General features: G+C 54.6%; 14 protein-coding genes. 11 read left to right on the plus strand and 3 right to left on the minus strand.

What is annotated here, in order from left to right; all coding sequences use genetic code 11:
- Positions 1-95 precede the first annotated feature (95 nt).
- Both aas and lplT read left to right on the plus strand, forming a co-directional pair.
- Positions 96-2,252, plus strand: a complete 2,157-nt coding sequence (gene aas, locus ACP3TC_RS03540) for a bifunctional acyl-ACP--phospholipid O-acyltransferase/long-chain-fatty-acid--ACP ligase (RefSeq protein ID WP_426817532.1) — start codon at positions 96-98, stop codon at positions 2,250-2,252.
- Positions 2,249-3,457, plus strand: coding sequence for a lysophospholipid transporter LplT (gene lplT / locus ACP3TC_RS03545; protein ID WP_313853518.1), 1,209 nt, complete (start codon positions 2,249-2,251; stop codon positions 3,455-3,457). The genes aas and lplT overlap by 4 nt, the downstream gene beginning before the upstream one ends.
- Positions 3,458-3,573: 116 nt before the next feature.
- Here the strand turns inward: lplT and ACP3TC_RS03550 are convergent, their stop codons facing one another.
- From ACP3TC_RS03550 to mutH, 3 genes are all read right to left on the minus strand, one after another.
- Positions 3,574-4,614, minus strand: a complete 1,041-nt coding sequence (locus ACP3TC_RS03550; protein ID WP_313853516.1) for an NADP(H)-dependent aldo-keto reductase — start codon at positions 4,612-4,614, stop codon at positions 3,574-3,576.
- Positions 4,615-4,776: 162 nt separating this feature from the next.
- On the minus strand, positions 4,777-4,986 hold the full coding sequence (locus tag ACP3TC_RS03555; RefSeq protein ID WP_313853513.1) for a YgdI/YgdR family lipoprotein: 210 nt from the start codon (positions 4,984-4,986) through the stop codon (positions 4,777-4,779).
- A 110-nt stretch (positions 4,987-5,096) separates the two neighbouring features.
- Complete coding sequence (gene mutH / locus ACP3TC_RS03560) at positions 5,097-5,783, minus strand: DNA mismatch repair endonuclease MutH (RefSeq protein ID WP_313853511.1); 687 nt, start codon at positions 5,781-5,783, stop codon at positions 5,097-5,099.
- Between the two features lie 686 nt (positions 5,784-6,469).
- Here mutH and rppH point away from each other — a divergent pair.
- The 9 genes from rppH to recC all read left to right on the plus strand — a co-directional run bounded on the left by rppH (position 6,470) and on the right by recC (position 16,470).
- Positions 6,470-6,997, plus strand: coding sequence for an RNA pyrophosphohydrolase (rppH, locus tag ACP3TC_RS03565; RefSeq protein ID WP_017803569.1), 528 nt, complete (start codon positions 6,470-6,472; stop codon positions 6,995-6,997).
- 12 nt (positions 6,998-7,009) lie between these two features.
- Positions 7,010-9,256, plus strand: coding sequence for a phosphoenolpyruvate--protein phosphotransferase (ptsP, locus tag ACP3TC_RS03570; protein WP_426817533.1), 2,247 nt, complete (start codon positions 7,010-7,012; stop codon positions 9,254-9,256).
- A gap of 116 nt (positions 9,257-9,372) precedes the next feature.
- A complete protein-coding gene (lgt, locus tag ACP3TC_RS03575) occupies positions 9,373-10,245 on the plus strand; it encodes a prolipoprotein diacylglyceryl transferase (protein WP_313853508.1) in 873 nt (290 codons plus the stop codon).
- 6 nt (positions 10,246-10,251) lie between these two features.
- Positions 10,252-11,046 (plus strand): thymidylate synthase, encoded by a 795-nt coding sequence (gene thyA / locus ACP3TC_RS03580; RefSeq protein WP_313853507.1) that lies wholly within the window; start codon positions 10,252-10,254, stop codon positions 11,044-11,046.
- Positions 11,047-11,238: 192 nt separating this feature from the next.
- Entirely contained in the window at positions 11,239-11,712 is a 474-nt protein-coding gene (locus tag ACP3TC_RS03585) for a prepilin peptidase-dependent protein (protein ID WP_426817534.1), read from the plus strand.
- Entirely contained in the window at positions 11,703-12,251 is a 549-nt protein-coding gene (locus ACP3TC_RS03590) for a prepilin peptidase-dependent protein (RefSeq protein WP_426818232.1), read from the plus strand. The genes ACP3TC_RS03585 and ACP3TC_RS03590 overlap by 10 nt, the downstream gene beginning before the upstream one ends.
- Entirely contained in the window at positions 12,248-12,685 is a 438-nt protein-coding gene (locus tag ACP3TC_RS03595) for a DUF2509 family protein (protein ID WP_313853505.1), read from the plus strand. The genes ACP3TC_RS03590 and ACP3TC_RS03595 overlap by 4 nt, the downstream gene beginning before the upstream one ends.
- Positions 12,675-12,980, plus strand: coding sequence for a prepilin-type N-terminal cleavage/methylation domain-containing protein (locus ACP3TC_RS03600; protein ID WP_313853504.1), 306 nt, complete (start codon positions 12,675-12,677; stop codon positions 12,978-12,980). The genes ACP3TC_RS03595 and ACP3TC_RS03600 overlap by 11 nt, the downstream gene beginning before the upstream one ends.
- Positions 12,981-13,101: 121 nt before the next feature.
- Positions 13,102-16,470 carry an exodeoxyribonuclease V subunit gamma gene (recC, locus tag ACP3TC_RS03605; RefSeq protein ID WP_426817535.1) on the plus strand — a complete coding sequence of 1,123 codons (3,369 nt, stop codon included), beginning with the start codon at positions 13,102-13,104 and terminating at the stop codon, positions 16,468-16,470.
- Positions 16,471-16,565: the final 95 nt, after the last annotated feature.

The raw sequence follows: 16,565 nt of genomic DNA on the forward strand, positions 1-16,565 counted from the left end.
GAAAATATCACCGGTTTTATCGTTTAGCGCATTGAGTTAAATCGTCATATCCTGCATCGTGATGCGTAATGTTTATAGATGCTAAAGGAGTCGGCATGTTGTTCTCGTTTTTCCGCTTTTTGTTCCGTCTTATGTATCGCGCTGAGTTGCGTGGGGATATAGCTGCGCTATATAAAGAGCGGGTGCTGATTACGCCTAACCATATGTCGTTCCTCGATGGCGTACTGCTGGCGGTATTTTTGCCGGTTAAACCCGTGTTCGCCGTCTACTCTTCCGTCAGTGAAAAATGGTACATGCGCTGGGTGAAGTCCGTAATCGATTTTGTGCCACTCGATCCGACCAAACCGCTGGCGATTAAGCATCTGGTGCGCATGATTGGGCAGGGGCGTCCGGTTGTGATTTTTCCGGAAGGGCGCATTACGGTCACCAGCTCACTGATGAAAATTTACAGCGGCGCCGGTTTCGTTGCTGCCAAATCACAGGCGACGGTGGTGCCGCTGCGTATTGAAGGCGCAGAGTACACGCCGTTTGGTCGTCTTGGCGGCGTTTTTAAGCGGCGTCTGTTTCCACGCATTACCCTGACGGTGCTGCCTGCGACCACCATTCCGATGCCCGATGCGCCGCGCGCGCGCGATCGCCGCGCGCTGGCAGGTGAGCATTTACATCATGTGATGATGGAAGCACGGATGGCGGTGCGGCCGCGTGAAACGCTGTATGAAGCCTTTCTTAGCGCACGTACCCGTTATGGTTATTTTAAGAACTGCATCGAGGACATTAACTTCAAACCCGACAGCTACACCGGCCTGTTAAAAAAATCGCTGGGCGTTGGGCGTATTCTCGAGCGCTATACCACTCAGGGCGAGGTGATTGGCCTGATGCTGCCCAATACCACTGTTACCGCGGCGGCAATTTTTGGTGCATCGATGCGCGGACGCATTCCGGCGATGCTGAATTACACCGCCGGGGCGCAGGGATTAACCAGCGCGCTGAAAGCTGCCGAAGTCAAAACAGTATTTACCTCGCGTCAGTTCCTTGAGAAGGGCAAGCTGATGCATCTGCCGGAGGAAGTGACCGGCGCGAAATGGATCTTCCTTGAGGATCTGAAAGATACCGTCACCTTGCAGGATAAATTGTGGATCCTCGGCCATCTGCTGATGCCGCGCCGCGCGATGGTGCCGCAGCAGCCTGAAGATGCCGCCATGGTGCTGTTTACTTCCGGTTCAGAAGGCAGCCCGAAGGGCGTGGTGCATTCGCATAAAAGCCTGCTGGCTAACGTCGAGCAGATTCGCACCGTGGCGGACTTCACGCCGCGCGATCGCTTTATGTCAGCGCTGCCGCTGTTCCATGCTTTCGGCCTGACGGTCGGCATGTTTACTCCGCTAATGACCGGTGCGGAAGTATTCCTCTATCCAAGTCCATTGCATTACCGCATCGTGCCGGAACTGGTCTATGACCGTAACTGCACCGTGCTGTTCGGCACCTCGACCTTCCTCGGTAACTATGCGCGCTTTGCCAATCCTTACGACTTTGCTCGTCTGCGCTACGTGGTCGCCGGTGCAGAGAAGCTACAGGAGCAGACTCGTCAGGTCTGGCAGGAGCGTTTTGGCGTGCGCATTCTGGAAGGTTATGGCGTTACCGAGTGCGCGCCGGTAGTCGCGATTAATGTGCCGATGGCAGCGCGTCCGCACAGCGTCGGGCGTATCTTACCGGGCATGGATTCGCGGCTGATCTCGGTACCGGGCATTGAGAATGGCGGCCTGCTGCAACTGCGTGGCCCGAATATTATGAAAGGCTACCTGCGCGTCGAGCGTCCTGGCTTCCTTGAAGAACCTCAGGCCGACAACGGTGAAGGCCAGATGGAAGCGGGCTGGTATGATACCGGTGATATCGTCAGCTTTGACGAGCACGGTTTTTGCCAGATCCAGGGCCGGGTAAAACGTTTTGCCAAAATTGCCGGTGAAATGGTTTCGCTGGAAATGGTGGAACAGATCGCGCTGAAAGCGTCATCAGAGCAGCAGCACGCGGCATCAATTAAACCAGATGGCAATCGCGGTGAAGCGCTGGTGCTGTTTACTACCGATAAAGCGCTGACGCGTGAGCAGTTGCAGAGTGCAGCGCGAACGTTAGGCAGCCCGGAACTGGCAGTACCGCGTGATATTCGCTATATGAAACAGCTGCCGCAGCTCGGCAGTGGAAAACCCGACTTCGTTACCCTGCGTAAAATGGCAGAAGAAGAGGCTAAATCCGCATGAACAGGGCGTTGAATGACGATAAGCCGCTGCTGTCGCGCGGTATGATGGCGGTGATTACCGCCCAGTTTTTCTCGGCTTTTGGCGATAATGCGCTGTTGTTTGCTACCCTGGCGGTGATTAAAAACCAGCTTTATCCCGACTGGAGCCAGCCGGTATTGCAGATGGTATTTGTCGCCACCTATATCATTCTGGCGCCTTTTGTCGGGCAGATTGCCGACAGCTTTGCTAAAGGGCGAGTGATGATGTTTGCTAACGCGCTGAAATTGCTTGGTGCGTTGGTGATCTGCTTTGGCTTTAATCCATTTATCGGTTACAGCCTGGTTGGCGTAGGCGCCGCGGCGTACTCACCGGCGAAGTATGGCATCCTCGGCGAAATTACCAGCGGTGAAAAGCTGGTGAAAGCGAACGGTCTGATGGAAGCTTCAACCATTGCTGCCATCCTGCTGGGTTCGGTAGCGGGCGGGGTGCTGGCCGACTGGAGCCTGCTGGCGGCGTTAATTGCCTGTGTGCTGGCCTACGGGCTGGCAGTTGCGGCTAACCTGCTGATTCCGAAACTGTCTGTGGCGCGGGCCGGCCAGAGCTGGCATCCGTTAAGCATGTCTCGCAGCTTCTTCAGCGCCTGTAAAGTGCTGTGGCGCAATGGCGAAACCCGTTTTTCACTGCTGGGCACCAGTCTGTTCTGGGGAGCGGGCGTCACGCTGCGCTTCCTGCTGGTGCTGTGGGTGCCGGTGGCGCTGGGCATCACCGACAATAAGACACCGACGCTGCTGAATGCGATGGTGGCGATTGGTATTGTGATTGGTGCGGCGGCGGCGGCAAAGCTGGTGACGCTAAAAACGGTCGGGCGCTGTATGCCTGCCGGGGTGCTGATTGGCGTAGCGGTAATCTTTTTCGCCATTCAGCACAGCCTGTTTAATGCCTATGCGCTGCTGGTGATTATTGGTGTGCTGGGCGGATTCTTTGTGGTGCCGCTTAATGCGCTGTTGCAGGAACGTGGTAAAGCCACGGTCGGAGCCGGTAACGCCATTGCGGTGCAGAATCTGGGCGAAAACAGTGCGATGCTATTGATGCTGGGACTCTATTCGCTGGCCATCAAACTGGGCGCACCGGCAGTGGCAACTGGCGTGGGTTTTGGCGCACTGTTTGCGCTGGCGATTGCCGTGCTGTGGGGCTGGCAGTTAGCGCAAAAAAGACGCGCTGGCTGACGGATTGCACAGTGAGAGCCATCTGAACGGCAGCCGAAAATGGCTCCCCTGAAGACGTAAGAGGCGGCGATTTCGCCGCCTCTGTCGGCATACTGAATTTCAGCAATACCGTAAGATTAAGGTGCCGGATAGGTATAACGACGATGAATCGCTTCCAGCTCCTGTACCACGTCTTCCGTCAGCGTCAGGTTAAAGCTGTCGATATTAATCTGTAATTGCTCCAGCGTGGTGGCGCCCAGCAGGGTACTGGCAACAAAAGGCTGCTGACGGACAAAGGCCAGCGCCATTTGTGACGGGTCCAGATTATGCTTGTTGGCTAACGCCACATATTCCGCAATCGCCTGCTGTGACTGCTCGCCACTGTAGCGGGTAAAGCGGCTGAACAGCGTATTACGCGCGCCCACCGGTTTCGCCCCATTCAGATATTTACCGCTCAGAGTACCGAACGCCAGGCTTGAATAGGCCAGCAGCTCCACACCTTCGTGCTGGCTGATTTCTGCCAGGCCAACCTCAAAACTGCGGTTCAGCAGGCTGTAAGGGTTTTGAATCGTCACGATGCGCGGCAGCTCGTGCTTTTCCGCCAATTGCAGGTAACGCATTACGCCCCATGCGGTCTCATTGGATACGCCGATATATCGAATCTTGCCGGCTCGCACTTGCTCATTAAGCGCTTCCAGCGTTTCCAGCAGCGTGACCGGTACGCTGGCATCATTGTACTCATAGTTCAGTTTGCCAAAGTAGTTGGCCGGACGCTGTGGCCAGTGCAGCTGATAAAGATCGAGATAGTCGGTATTCAGACGCTTAAGTGAAGCATCCAGCGCTTCGCGGATGTTTTTACGATCCAGCGCCTGATTCGGGCGGATCGAAGCATCATTGCCCCGTGACGGCCCGGCCACTTTTGATGCCAGCACGATCTTATCGCGGTTGCCGCGTGATTTAATCCAACTGCCAATATAGCTTTCAGTCAGTCCCTGGGTTTCCGGGCGTGGTGGCACCGGGTACATCTCGGCGGTATCAATCAGGTTGATACCGGAACGTAATGCCAAATCCAGTTGAGCATGGGCGTCGGCTTCGCTATTTTGCTCACCAAACGTCATGGTTCCTAACCCCAGCGTGCTGACTTCCAGTGTGCTATGGGGGATACGGTGATATTGCATTTGCCGGCTTCCTTTTTTCATTTTGGAAAGGGTAAAACGAATTAACGCATTTTTGACTATAACCGTGGCAGCGCAGAGGGGGAAGTGTGCATTTTGCCTGTAAGGCTGGTGGAGAGCCTGCTGCATCACCGATGATGCCGCAGCAGGTAACATTAAGCAGGATTAACGCTCGATAATGGTGGAAACTTCGTCGCCGTTGATCTGAACTTCATGACCTGACTGATCAACATATTTTACCAGTCCGGTCTCTTTATCGATAACCGGCTTGCCTTCGGTCATAATCATATTGCCATCTTTAGTCGCCATTACATAATCACTGCTGCAACCGCTAACCAGCATTGCGGCTGCGACTGCACTTAACATCCACTTCATCCATGTTCTCCCGCTGTGTTTTCGTCAGTTTACCAGTGTAGTAATAAACTTATTTGGCTGAGACGTTAATCGCAACTTTCTGAAATGTGATAACCCGCACTACTTACAATTTATAACAAAAAATGGCGCGCCAGCAGCGGCCCGGTAAAGGTTTTTTTCAGATAGAAGCCGCGCGGCAGAGTCATAATGGGTTGACCATTTTCGCCAATTCCTTCAGTCAGCGCTTTACTGTTGGCGGCTTTAGGCCTGATTTGCAGCACCTCACCATGGCGTGCAGTAATGCGTTCTACCTTGCCCAGCACGATCAGATCCATCAACTCTTCCCAGTCACGCTGCAACTGTTCCTCTTCTTCAGCGCTGGGGCTCCAGAGCAGCGGTGCCCCTACCCGACGCTCGGCCAGCGGAATGGCGCGGTCGCCTTCAACCGGGATCCATAACACTCGCGAAAGCTTATGACGCACGTGGCTGCTGTGCCAGGTCACGCCAGTGTTGCCGGTCAGTGGGGCAACGCAGACGAAAGTGGTTTCCAGCGGACGACCCAAACTGTCAATCGGGATCGTTTTCAGTTCAACGCCGATATCGGCGAAATCCTGCTCGGGTTTGCTGCCGGCATTGGCTCCCAAATGAATCTCCAGCAAAGTACCGACCCAGCCTTTATCACGTTTCAGATTCGCCGGAATTGCTAACTGCGCCCGAATAGCCAGTTCACCCAGTGTATAGCCCGCTAATGATTGCGCGCGTGCCAACAGCGTGGCTTCGTCGTCAGGGGGAGTAACAGGGGAAAAATCAACGGCCATCTTAGTTCCTGCGATTAGGTTAAAAAACAAACAGATGTTACGTGATAGTATTTATGCAGCGGTATGATTGTGCAAAACAGGAATAATAGCATGATTACACATGATTTTTTATGCCACTCTAAACCCAAGAATGGATCAGCCGGCTGTGGTTTTACCATGTTGTCATCGACAATGAACAGGATCTTACCCCCGGTTATCCACAGAAATCTGGGATAAGTCGCTTTTCAGCAGAACACTGTTTTGATTTACAGCCTTGACGACCGGCTTTTTTGCGCGAACAGTGCATTTTGTGCGTAACTTATTGGCATAATCTGTGGATAAAATCTTCAGCGTTCGATCTTTCACCAGTTGGCGATCGATGGCGAATCAGGACCACTGAATGTGGTTTTTTAACCTGTGATAAACCTTATCATCATTTTGATTAATATAGGTTAATTCCTAAGATAAAATTTCCTCGTTTTCGCTCTGGCGAAAGTTTTATCCCGCTATGTACCGAGTTCTTCACAAAGCTATCCACAGAAAACGTGAATAAGATCGCCTTTTTGTCATGGCCTCTGTTTATAACTTTGATGATATCTGTGAGTTATCCCATTGTTATCCGATGTTCGGCACCGCAACCAGTGGTTTACCGTCTGTAAGGAGTATGAAACAATCAGAACATCCGAGTTTTAGTTTGAGGTAGTCCGGTGATCGATGATGATGGCTACCGCCCGAATGTTGGTATCGTAATCTGTAACAAGCAGGGACAAGTGTTGTGGGCCAGACGTTATGGACAACACTCCTGGCAGTTTCCACAGGGAGGGATCAATCCTGGTGAAACTGCGGAACAGGCGATGTACCGCGAACTTTTCGAAGAAGTTGGTTTACACCGGAAAGACGTCCGTATTCTTGCTTCTACCCGTAACTGGTTACGTTATAAGTTGCCAAAACGTTTGGTGCGTTGGGACACAAAGCCGGTTTGTATCGGCCAGAAACAAAAGTGGTTTCTTCTGCAGTTGATGTGTAATGACGCGGATATCAATATGCAAACCAGCAGCACGCCTGAGTTCGATGGCTGGCGCTGGGTGAGTTTTTGGTATCCGGTGCGCCAGGTGGTCTCTTTTAAACGCGACGTCTACCGCCGCGTGATGAAAGAGTTTTCTGGTGTGGTAATGCCGTTGCAGGAGAGTTCTGTGCAGCGCAATGCGCCTGCTTATCGACGTAAAAGAGGTTAATCCAGGCAGATTATGCTCACTCAGTTGCGCGATATTGTTGAGAAAGTAGCGGGGGCGCCGCGATTAAGTGAATCTCTTGAGATTCTGGTCAACGAGATTTGTTTTGCGATGGACACTGAGGTCTGCTCGGTTTATCTCGCTGACCACGATCGTCGCTGCTACTACCTGATGGCGACGCGCGGGCTAAAAAAGCCGCGCGGGCGTACGGTCGCCCTTGCATTTGATGAAGGTATCGTCGGCTTAGTCGGGCGTCTGGCTGAGCCGATTAACCTCGCCGATGCGCAAAAACATCCCAGCTTTAAATATGTGCCCGCGGTTAAAGAGGAGCGTTTTCGCTCCTTCCTCGGCGTGCCTATTATCACGCGTCGCCAGTTACTCGGCGTGCTGGTGGTCCAGCAGCGTGAGCATCGTCAATTCGACGAGAGCGAAGAATCCTTCCTGGTTACCCTTGCCACTCAGATGGCTGCTATCCTGTCACAATCGCAGCTGCATCAGCTGTTTGGACAGTTTCGCCAGACGCGCATTAAAGCGCTGGCGGCCGCACCCGGCGTGGCGGTAGCACCGGGATGGGTAGATGTCACTCAGCCGTCACTCGATCAGGTTTCTGCCGCCTCAACGCTGGATACCCACCGCGAGCGCGAGCGCCTGCTATTGGCAATGAGCGAAGCCGCGAGTGAATTCCGTCGGTTCAGCAAACGCTTCACCGCCAGCGCGCAGAAAGAGAGCGCGGCGATCTTCGATCTCTACTCGCATCTGTTGACCGACGCCCGACTGAAAAACGATCTGTTTGCTGAAATTGATCGCGGCTCGGTGGCTGAGTGGGCGGTCAAAACCGTGATTGAGAAATTTGCCGCGCAGTTCGCCAGCTTGCAGGACAACTATCTGCGCGAGCGCGCCGGCGATCTGCGGGTGCTGGGGCAGCGGCTGCTGTTTCACCTGGACGACAGCCTGCAAGGCACCAATGCCTGGCCAGAGCGCTTTGTGCTGGTGGCTGATGAACTGACCGCGACGACACTGGCGGAGCTGCCGCAGGATCGCCTGGCAGGCGTCGTGGTGCGCGATGGCGCAGCCAATTCCCATGCCGCGATTCTGGTGCGCGCGATGGGCATTCCGACGGTGATGGGCGCTGATATTCAGCCTGAACAGCTGAACAAGCGTTTATTGATCGTTGATGGCTATCGCGGTGAGCTGCTGATCGATCCTGAGCCGGTGCTGGTGCAGGAGTATCAGCGGCTGATCAGCGAAGAGAATGCGCTCAGCAAAACGGCTGAGGACCTGGTTGAACAGCAGGGTGAATTAAAGAGCGGAGAGCGGGTTCAGGTGATGCTGAATGCCGGTCTGAGCGCGGAGCATGAGCAGGCACTGGGTAGCTGGGTGGACGGCGTTGGCCTCTATCGCACCGAAATTCCGTTTATGCTGCACAGCGGCTTTCCGTCAGAAGAAGAGCAGGTGGCCCAGTATCAGGGCATGCTGCAACTGTTTCTCAATAAGCCGGTGACGCTGCGCACGCTGGATATCGGTGCTGACAAACAGCTGCCTTATATGCCGATCAGTGAAGAGAATCCCTGTCTTGGCTGGCGCGGTATTCGCCTGACGCTCGATCAGCCGGAAATCTTCCTGATCCAGGTGCGCGCGATGCTGCGTGCCAATGTGGCAACCGGCAACCTGAGCATTTTGTTACCGATGATCACCAGCATTGATGAGATCGATGATGCTAAACGGCTAATTGAGCGTGCCGGTCGTGAGGTCGAAGAGATGCTGGGATATCCAATCCCACAACCGCGCATCGGCATTATGATCGAAGTGCCATCCATGCTGTATATGATCCCGCATTTGTCGTCACGGGTTGATTTTGTCTCGGTGGGCACTAACGATCTGACTCAGTATCTGTTGGCGGTCGATCGCAATAATACCCGGGTTGCCAGCCTCTACGACAGCCTGCATCCGGCGATGCTGCATGCTTTACAGAATATTGCTCAGCAGGCTGAGCGTGCCGGCGTTCAACTCTGTTTGTGTGGTGAAATGGCCGGTGATCCAATGTGCGTAATGCTGCTTATCGGCCTCGGTTATCATCATCTCAGCATGAACGGCCGCAATGTGGCGCGGGTTAAATATCTGCTGCGGCATATCGACCGCGAAGAAGCGCAAAGACTGGCCTCCGAGTGCCTGCAGGCACAAACCGCCGGAGAAGTACGCCAGCGGGTGTCCGCGTTTATGGAGCAGCGTGGATTAGGCGGTTTAATTCGCGGTGGCCGTTAACGGCGGTTGTATTAAATTACAGTTATCGGGATCGCTCAATTTAGGGCTGTGCTATGATTCGCAGCCTCAAATCAGAGTCAACCCGCCATTCAGGGCAGAAAATTTTATGGTGACAGATGAATAACGGCTACCTGGCTTTCCCGCAATTCGATCCGGTGATTTTTTCCATCGGGCCGGTTTCCCTACACTGGTACGGCCTGATGTACCTGGTCGGCTTTGTTTTTGCAATGTGGCTGGCGGTGCGCCGTGCCAACAAACCAGGCAGCGGCTGGAAAAAAGAGGAAGTGGAAAACCTGCTGTATGCTGGTTTCCTCGGCGTGTTCCTTGGCGGCCGCATCGGCTATGTATTGTTCTACAACATGCCGCTGTTCCTCGATAACCCGCTGTATCTGTTTAAAGTCTGGGATGGCGGTATGTCGTTCCACGGCGGCCTGATTGGCGTGATCTGCGTGATGATCTGGTTTGCCCGCCGCACCAAACGTAACTTCTTCCAGGTGGCTGATTTTATTGCTCCGCTGATCCCGTTTGGTCTCGGTGCGGGTCGCCTGGGCAACTTTATTAATGGCGAACTGTGGGGCCGTGTGGCACCTGATCTGCCATGGGCGATGCTGTTTCCTGGTTCTCGTGGCGAAGATGTGGCGCTGGTCGCCAGCCATCCTGAATGGCAATCGCTACTGGCAACTTACGGTGTGCTGCCGCGTCATCCTTCGCAGGTGTACGAACTGCTGCTGGAAGGGGTGGTGCTGTTTATCATTCTCAACCTGTTTATTCGTAAGCCACGTCCGATGGGCGCGGTCTCAGGCCTGTTCCTGATCGGTTATGGCGCATTCCGCAGTTTTATCGAGTTCTTCCGCCAGCCGGATGCTCAGCTCGGCCTGTTTGATAACGTCATCAGCATGGGACAAATTTTGTCGATTCCGATGGTTCTGGCCGGCGTGATCATGATGATTTGGGCGTATCGTCGTCGCCCGCAGCAACAAATTTCGTGAGGAAAAATGAAACAGTATCTGGATTTAATGCAGAAAGTGCTCGCTGAGGGCACAGCGAAAAACGATCGCACCGGCACCGGCACGCTGTCGATTTTTGGCCATCAGATGCGTTTCAACCTGCAGGAAGGCTTTCCGCTGGTGACCACCAAGCGTTGCCATTTGCGCTCGATTATTCATGAGCTGTTATGGTTTTTGCAGGGGGACACCAATACCGCTTATCTGAAAGAGAACAAAGTATCGATCTGGGATGAGTGGGCGGATGAAAACGGTGATTTAGGGCCGGTGTACGGTAAGCAATGGCGTAGCTGGGGCGCGGCTGATGGTCGCCAGATTGACCAAATCAGCAAGGTGCTGGAACAGCTGAAACAGGACCCGGATTCACGGCGTATTATTGTTTCGTCGTGGAATGTGGGCGAGCTGGATCAAATGGCACTGGCACCTTGTCACGCCTTCTTCCAGTTCTACGTGGCAGATGGCAAGCTCTCCTGTCAGCTTTACCAGCGTTCCTGCGACGTGTTCCTGGGCCTGCCGTTTAATATCGCCAGCTATGCGTTGCTGGTGCATATGATGGCGCAGCAGTGTGATCTGGAAGTGGGTGATTTTGTCTGGACCGGTGGCGACACCCATCTGTACAGCAATCATCTGGAACAGACTGACCTGCAGCTATCGCGTGAGCCGCGTCCGATGCCGAAGCTGGTAATTAAGCGCAAACCTGCGTCGCTATTTGATTATCGCTTTGAAGATTTCGACATTGAGGGCTACGATCCTCACCCGCCAATTAAAGCGCCAGTCGCGATCTAATCTGGCAACCTGCGGTGGTCATCCTGTTGACCACCGCACCTTATTAATTCCCACGTTATCCCCAATAAATTCTGAAGGCTGTACGCAAAAAACTGCCGCCTACTGCAAGGTTAAAAAGTTTTTTGCGAGACATGCCGATCACTGCATCTTTGTCTCTCGCCTGTTGTTCGCTACTCAGCAATAGTAGCCGTCATGAAAACTCAACATGCTCAAGGTTACACCTTACCTGAACTGCTGATCGTGCTGGTGATTGTTGGCGTTCTTAGCGCCAGCGCTTTTTCTGGCTGGCTGCGCTGGCAGCAGCAGCAGCGGCTGGCTGAAACCGCCCAGCAGATTCAGCACTTTCTCCATCAGTTGCGCGCCTGGGCCAACTGGCACAATGCCGATCAGGTGCTGTGGCTTAAGCCCGGCGCCCGTTGGTGCCTGGGAAGTGGGGTGATGCCGGCTGACCAATGCCAGCCGGGGCGACGTAATCAACTGATTGCACCCCATGACGATGTGCGGCTGATAAATATCACTCAGGATATGGGGTTTTACGGCCGGCGTAATGTGGCGCGGGCGGGCAATATTGAATTCGCTAATGCTGCTGGTCAGTGGCGAATAATTGTCTCTGCCAGGGCGCGTATTCGCCTTTGCAAACCGGAAGAGCAGGAGAACTGCCAGTGAAAAATGCCGGATTCAGCCTGACTGAAATGCTGATCGCCATGGCGATCTGCGGCGTATTAATGCTGGGAGCAGTCCGGCTGTTACCGCAGTTACACGGGCAGAATTTGCAGCTGCTGGCGCAATTGCGTCTGGAAGAGGAGTTACAGCAGATGATGATGACGCTGGAGAAAGCGGTGCGCCGCGCCGGTTACTGCAATGGGCAGTGCAGCGGAGACGGGCTGCAAATTGCCGCTAACGGGCAATGTTTACTGATTAAATGGGATGAAAACAGCAACGGACGGTGGGAGGAGAGTACCCACGCGGACAGCGAATTTTACGGCTATCGCTGGCGTAACGACAGTATCGAGATGCAGCGTGGCGTCACCAGCTGTGACAGCTCCGGCTGGGAGCGCCTTAACGATCCGCGCTTTGTTACCGTCAGCCAATTTCAGGCGCTGCGCAATAACCGCACCATCAGGCTGAAAATAAGCGGTTATGCGCAGGTTTTTCCTGCGCGCACCGTGGTACTGGAGCAGTGGATAGACGGAATCAATCTATGAGGCAGCAACAGGGAAGTGGGGCGTTAACCATGGTCGTGATGATACTACTGTTAGGTACTGCGCTGCTGAACGCTACCCGTCAGCAGCTTGCGGCTTCACTGTCGCTGGTGGCGGATGAACGCCAGCACATCATTGAATTTTATGCCGCGCAGGCGGCACTGGCGTGGGGAAGCCAGTTGTCATGGCCCGTCAGTGACGGCTGGCACTGCCAGAGTGAATTACAGCAGATGTGGCATGCCTGTTTTAATCGACTTCATCCGCAGCGTGGCCTGCTGCGCGGCCAGCTGCTTACCAGCAACCATCAACCGATTGTCCACTGGCAATGGGTTGAGGATGCGCCAGACGGCGGGCGACAGGTGCGCCGGTTAGCTCACGGCTGGATTGATTTCTGCCCGCTGAGCAATGCGACAGGCTGCATCCCCAATGCGCTCTGAGCGGCAACGTGGTTTTAGCCTGGCGGAGGTCCTGTTCGCGCTGCTGCTGTTTAGCCTGAGTTTAACCGCATTGCTACAGTATCAACGTGTGCTGACACAGGGATTCGCCTTACAGTGGCAACAGCGACAGGCGTGGCGTTATGCTGCTCAGCGCATCGAGGGGCAGGCGGCTGACGGCTGGCAGACAGAGCTACAGCAGCAAAGCGGGCCTGAGGGATGTGTGTTACTGACGGCACAAGCGCGCGGCTCACTGGGGCGCGAAGCCCGGCTGACCACGCTGCGCTGTGAACCCTGAGGGCGATATCAGTACAGAAGTCGCCAGTTAAAATGCGCTTAGCTGCGTTTGCATCAGGCTGTATACGGGTTACAGTGTCGGCGCGGTCGCTGCGCATCAGCAAGATTGAACAGGAGCAACAATGTTTACGGTTTACCACTCTAACCAGTTAGATTTACTGAAATCACTGGCGGCTTATCATATTGAGAATCAACCGTTACGCGATCCTTTTCAGTCGGAAGTGGTGCTGGTGCAAAGCCCGGGAATGGCGCAATGGTTACAGATGTCGCTGGCCGAGCAGTTCGGCATCGCCGCCAATATCGAATTCCCGCTGCCAGCCAGCTTTATCTGGGATATGTTTGTCCGCGTCTTGCCGGATATTCCTAAAGAGAGTGCCTTTAATAAAGCCAGCATGAGCTGGAAACTGATGACGCTGTTGCCGGAAATGCTGACGCGTCCGGAATTCGCGGCGCTCAGTCACTACCTCACTGATGACGAGGATAAGCGTAAGCTGTTTCAGCTGGCGGCACGGGTCGCCGACCTGTTTGACCAGTATCTGGTTTATCGATCTGACTGGCTGAACCGCTGGGAAAAAGGTGAATTGGTTGATGGCATCGGTGAGGCACAGCAGTGGCAAGCGCCGCTGTGGGCGGCGCTGGTTGAATATACCCGCCAGCTTGGTCATCCGGAATGGCACCGTGCAAACCTCTATTCGCGCTTTATCACTCAGCTTGAGAAGGCCAGCGAGCGTCCGGCTGGCTTACCCGATCGGGTATTTATCTGCGGCATTTCCGCGTTACCGCCGGTTTATCTGCAAGCATTGCAGGCGTTGGGTAAACATATTGATATCCACCTGCTGTTCACCAACCCTTGCCGCCAGTACTGGGGAGATATTCAGGACTACGCCTTCCTGGCGAAGCTGCAAAGTCGCCGCCGCCGCCATTTCCAGCAGCAGCGTGAAAGCGCGTTGTTTCGCGATCCGGATAATGCCGCCTCGCTGTTTGATGCCGCAGGTGAGCAGCAGCTGAGTAATCCGTTGCTGGCATCCTGGGGGAAACTGGGGCGTGACAATCTGTTTTTGCTGGCGCAAATGGAGTCGCGTGAAATCGATGCTTTTGTCGAGGTTGCGTCAGACAGTCTGCTGCACACCATGCAACATGATCTGCTGGAGTTGGAAGATAATGCGGTGATTGGCTTAACCGCCGATGAACTGGCAAACAGCGCACAGAAGCGGCGGCTGGAGCCGGATGACCGCTCAATTTCGCTGCATGTCTGTCATAGCCCACAGCGTGAAGTTGAGGTTTTGCAGGATCGTTTACTGGCGATGATGGCCGACGATCCCGACCTGTCACCGCGTGACATTATCGTGATGGTGGCAGATATCGATGCCTGTACGCCGTTTATCCAGGCGGTATTTGGCAATGCGCCACCTGACCGCTATCTGCCCTTTGCTATTTCTGACCGCCGCGCCAGCCAGGCGCATCCGGCATTGCAGGCCTTTCTCAGCTTGCTCAGCCTGCCAGACAGCCGTTTTGCCAGCGAAGAAGTGCTGGCGCTGCTGGAGGTTCCGGCGCTGGCGGCGCGGTTTAATATTGATGAAACCGGCTTACGGCGTTTGCGACAGTGGGTCGGTGAATCAGGTATTCGCTGGGGGCTGGACGATGATAACGTGCGCGAACTGGCGCTACCGGCCACCGGCCAGCATACCTGGCGTTTCGGCATTACCCGCATGCTGCTGGGGTACGCGATGGAGAGCGAATCCGGCGACTGGCAGGGGATTTTGCCGTATGACGAATCCAGCGGGCTGATCGCCGAACTTGCAGGTAACCTGGCCGAACTGCTGATGCAGCTCAATCAATGGCGGCAGCGCTTGTCACAGCCGCGCGCGCTGGAACACTGGCTGCCGCTGTGCCGCGAGCTGTTAAGCGACTTTTTTGTCGCCGATGCCCTGACCGAAGCGGCGCTGGCATTGATTGAAGAGCAGTGGCAGCAGGCGATTAGCTATGGCATTCAGGCGGAATATCAACAGGCGGTGCCGCTGACGCTGCTGCGCGATGAGCTATCCTCTCGCCTCGATCAGCAGCGTATCAGCCAGCGCTTCCTTGCCGGGCCAATTAACTTCTGTACCCTGATGCCGATGCGTTCGATCCCGTTTAAAGTGGTCTGTCTGCTGGGAATGAACGACGGAGTCTATCCACGCACGTTGCCACCGCTGGGCTTTGATTTAATGAGCCAGAAACCGCAGAAGGGCGACCGCAGCCGCCGTGATGACGATCGCTACCTGTTTCTGGAAGCATTACTCTCCGCACAAAAACAGCTTTACATTAGCTATATTGGCCGATCAATTCAGGATAATACGGAACGTTATCCGTCGGTGCTGGTCAGTGAATTAGTGGATTACATTGCGCAAAGTTTCTGCTTGCCGGGTGATGAGGCGCTGGATGTGGACAGTAGCGCTCAGCGAGTGTTGGCGCATTTACATCATCTGCACAGCCGAATGCCGTTTGCTGCGGAAAATTTCAGTGAAGATGCCGAGTTTCGCAGCTTTGCCGCTGAATGGCTGCCTGCCGCCGCCGCACGCGGAGAGCCACATCCCGTATTTATGCAGCCGCTGGAGAGACAGCCGTTGAGTGAGCTGAATTTTGAGCAGCTGGTGCGTTTCTGGCGTCATCCGGTGCGTGCTTTCTTCAGTATGCGTCTGGGCGTGAGCTTCACGCTGGACGAAACCGAGTTGCCGGACTCCGAGCCATTTGAGCTGGACAGCCTTGGGCGTTATCAGATCAATGCACAGTTACTGAACGCACTAATCGACGGTAAAGATACCGACAGGCTGTTTGCTTATCATCGTGCGGCAGGCGATTTGCCCTATGGTGCTTTTGGCGAGCTGTTCTGGCAGGGGCAGTTCGATGAAATGGCGTTACTGGCTGAACAAGTTCGTGAGCAGCGTAGCAGCAGTGAGAGCTGGGAAATTAACCTGCAAGTTGGCGAGGTGCGTCTGAGCGGCTGGCTGCCACAGGTTCAGCAAGATGGCTTATTGCGCTGGCGTCCGGGAATACTGAATTTTAACGATGCGCTGGCCTTATGGCTGGAACACCTGGTCTACTGCATGATGGGCGGTACCGGTCGCAGCCGAATGTTCGGGCGTAAAGAGAGCCAGTGGGCATTTGATGCTCTTGAACCTGATGCTGCAGCTGAATGGCTGGCGCGCTTTGTCGAAGGTTACCGGCAGGGAATGTCGGTTCCGCTGCTGCTGCTGGCAAAAACCGGTGGCGCCTGGCTGACATCCAGTTATGACGAGAAGAGTGACAGTTTGCTGCTGGATGATGCCAGCCAGGCGAAAGCGCGCGTCAAGCTGTTGCAGGCCTGGCAGGGAAATTATCAGCTTGAGGGCGAGGGCAGCGATCCTTACTTACAGCGTCTTTTCCGCACGCTGGACGAGGATCGCGTCCGACAAATTTGTTATCAGGCTGAGCAGTGGCTGCTGCCGCTGCTGCGCTATAACCGATGCTGAACGGCAAACGGTGAGACAACAGGCTGATGATGCTGTAGTGTTACTTTATAACGATTTTCAGGACATATTTCGCGGCGTTCACAGCGGACGTGAGA

The organism is Winslowiella sp. 2C04 (assembly GCF_050037805.1).
Classification (GTDB): Bacteria; Pseudomonadota; Gammaproteobacteria; order Enterobacterales; family Enterobacteriaceae; genus Erwinia; species Erwinia toletana_A.

What these genes read in the sequence shown, in the direction of transcription:
- aas (WP_426817532.1), top strand. Translation starts at nt 96, where the DNA reads ATGTTGTTCTCGTTTTTCCGCTTTTTGTTCCGTCTTATGTATCGCGCT.
- lplT (WP_313853518.1), top strand. Translation starts at nt 2,249, where the DNA reads ATGAACAGGGCGTTGAATGACGATAAGCCGCTGCTGTCGCGCGGTATG.
- ACP3TC_RS03550 (WP_313853516.1), bottom strand. Translation starts at nt 4,614, where the DNA reads ATGCAATATCACCGTATCCCCCATAGCACACTGGAAGTCAGCACGCTG.
- ACP3TC_RS03555 (WP_313853513.1), bottom strand. Translation starts at nt 4,986, where the DNA reads ATGAAGTGGATGTTAAGTGCAGTCGCAGCCGCAATGCTGGTTAGCGGT.
- mutH (WP_313853511.1), bottom strand. Translation starts at nt 5,783, where the DNA reads ATGGCCGTTGATTTTTCCCCTGTTACTCCCCCTGACGACGAAGCCACG.
- ptsP (WP_426817533.1), top strand. Translation starts at nt 7,010, where the DNA reads ATGCTCACTCAGTTGCGCGATATTGTTGAGAAAGTAGCGGGGGCGCCG.
- lgt (WP_313853508.1), top strand. Translation starts at nt 9,373, where the DNA reads ATGAATAACGGCTACCTGGCTTTCCCGCAATTCGATCCGGTGATTTTT.
- thyA (WP_313853507.1), top strand. Translation starts at nt 10,252, where the DNA reads ATGAAACAGTATCTGGATTTAATGCAGAAAGTGCTCGCTGAGGGCACA.
- ACP3TC_RS03585 (WP_426817534.1), top strand. Translation starts at nt 11,239, where the DNA reads ATGAAAACTCAACATGCTCAAGGTTACACCTTACCTGAACTGCTGATC.
- ACP3TC_RS03595 (WP_313853505.1), top strand. Translation starts at nt 12,248, where the DNA reads ATGAGGCAGCAACAGGGAAGTGGGGCGTTAACCATGGTCGTGATGATA.
- ACP3TC_RS03600 (WP_313853504.1), top strand. Translation starts at nt 12,675, where the DNA reads ATGCGCTCTGAGCGGCAACGTGGTTTTAGCCTGGCGGAGGTCCTGTTC.
- recC (WP_426817535.1), top strand. Translation starts at nt 13,102, where the DNA reads ATGTTTACGGTTTACCACTCTAACCAGTTAGATTTACTGAAATCACTG.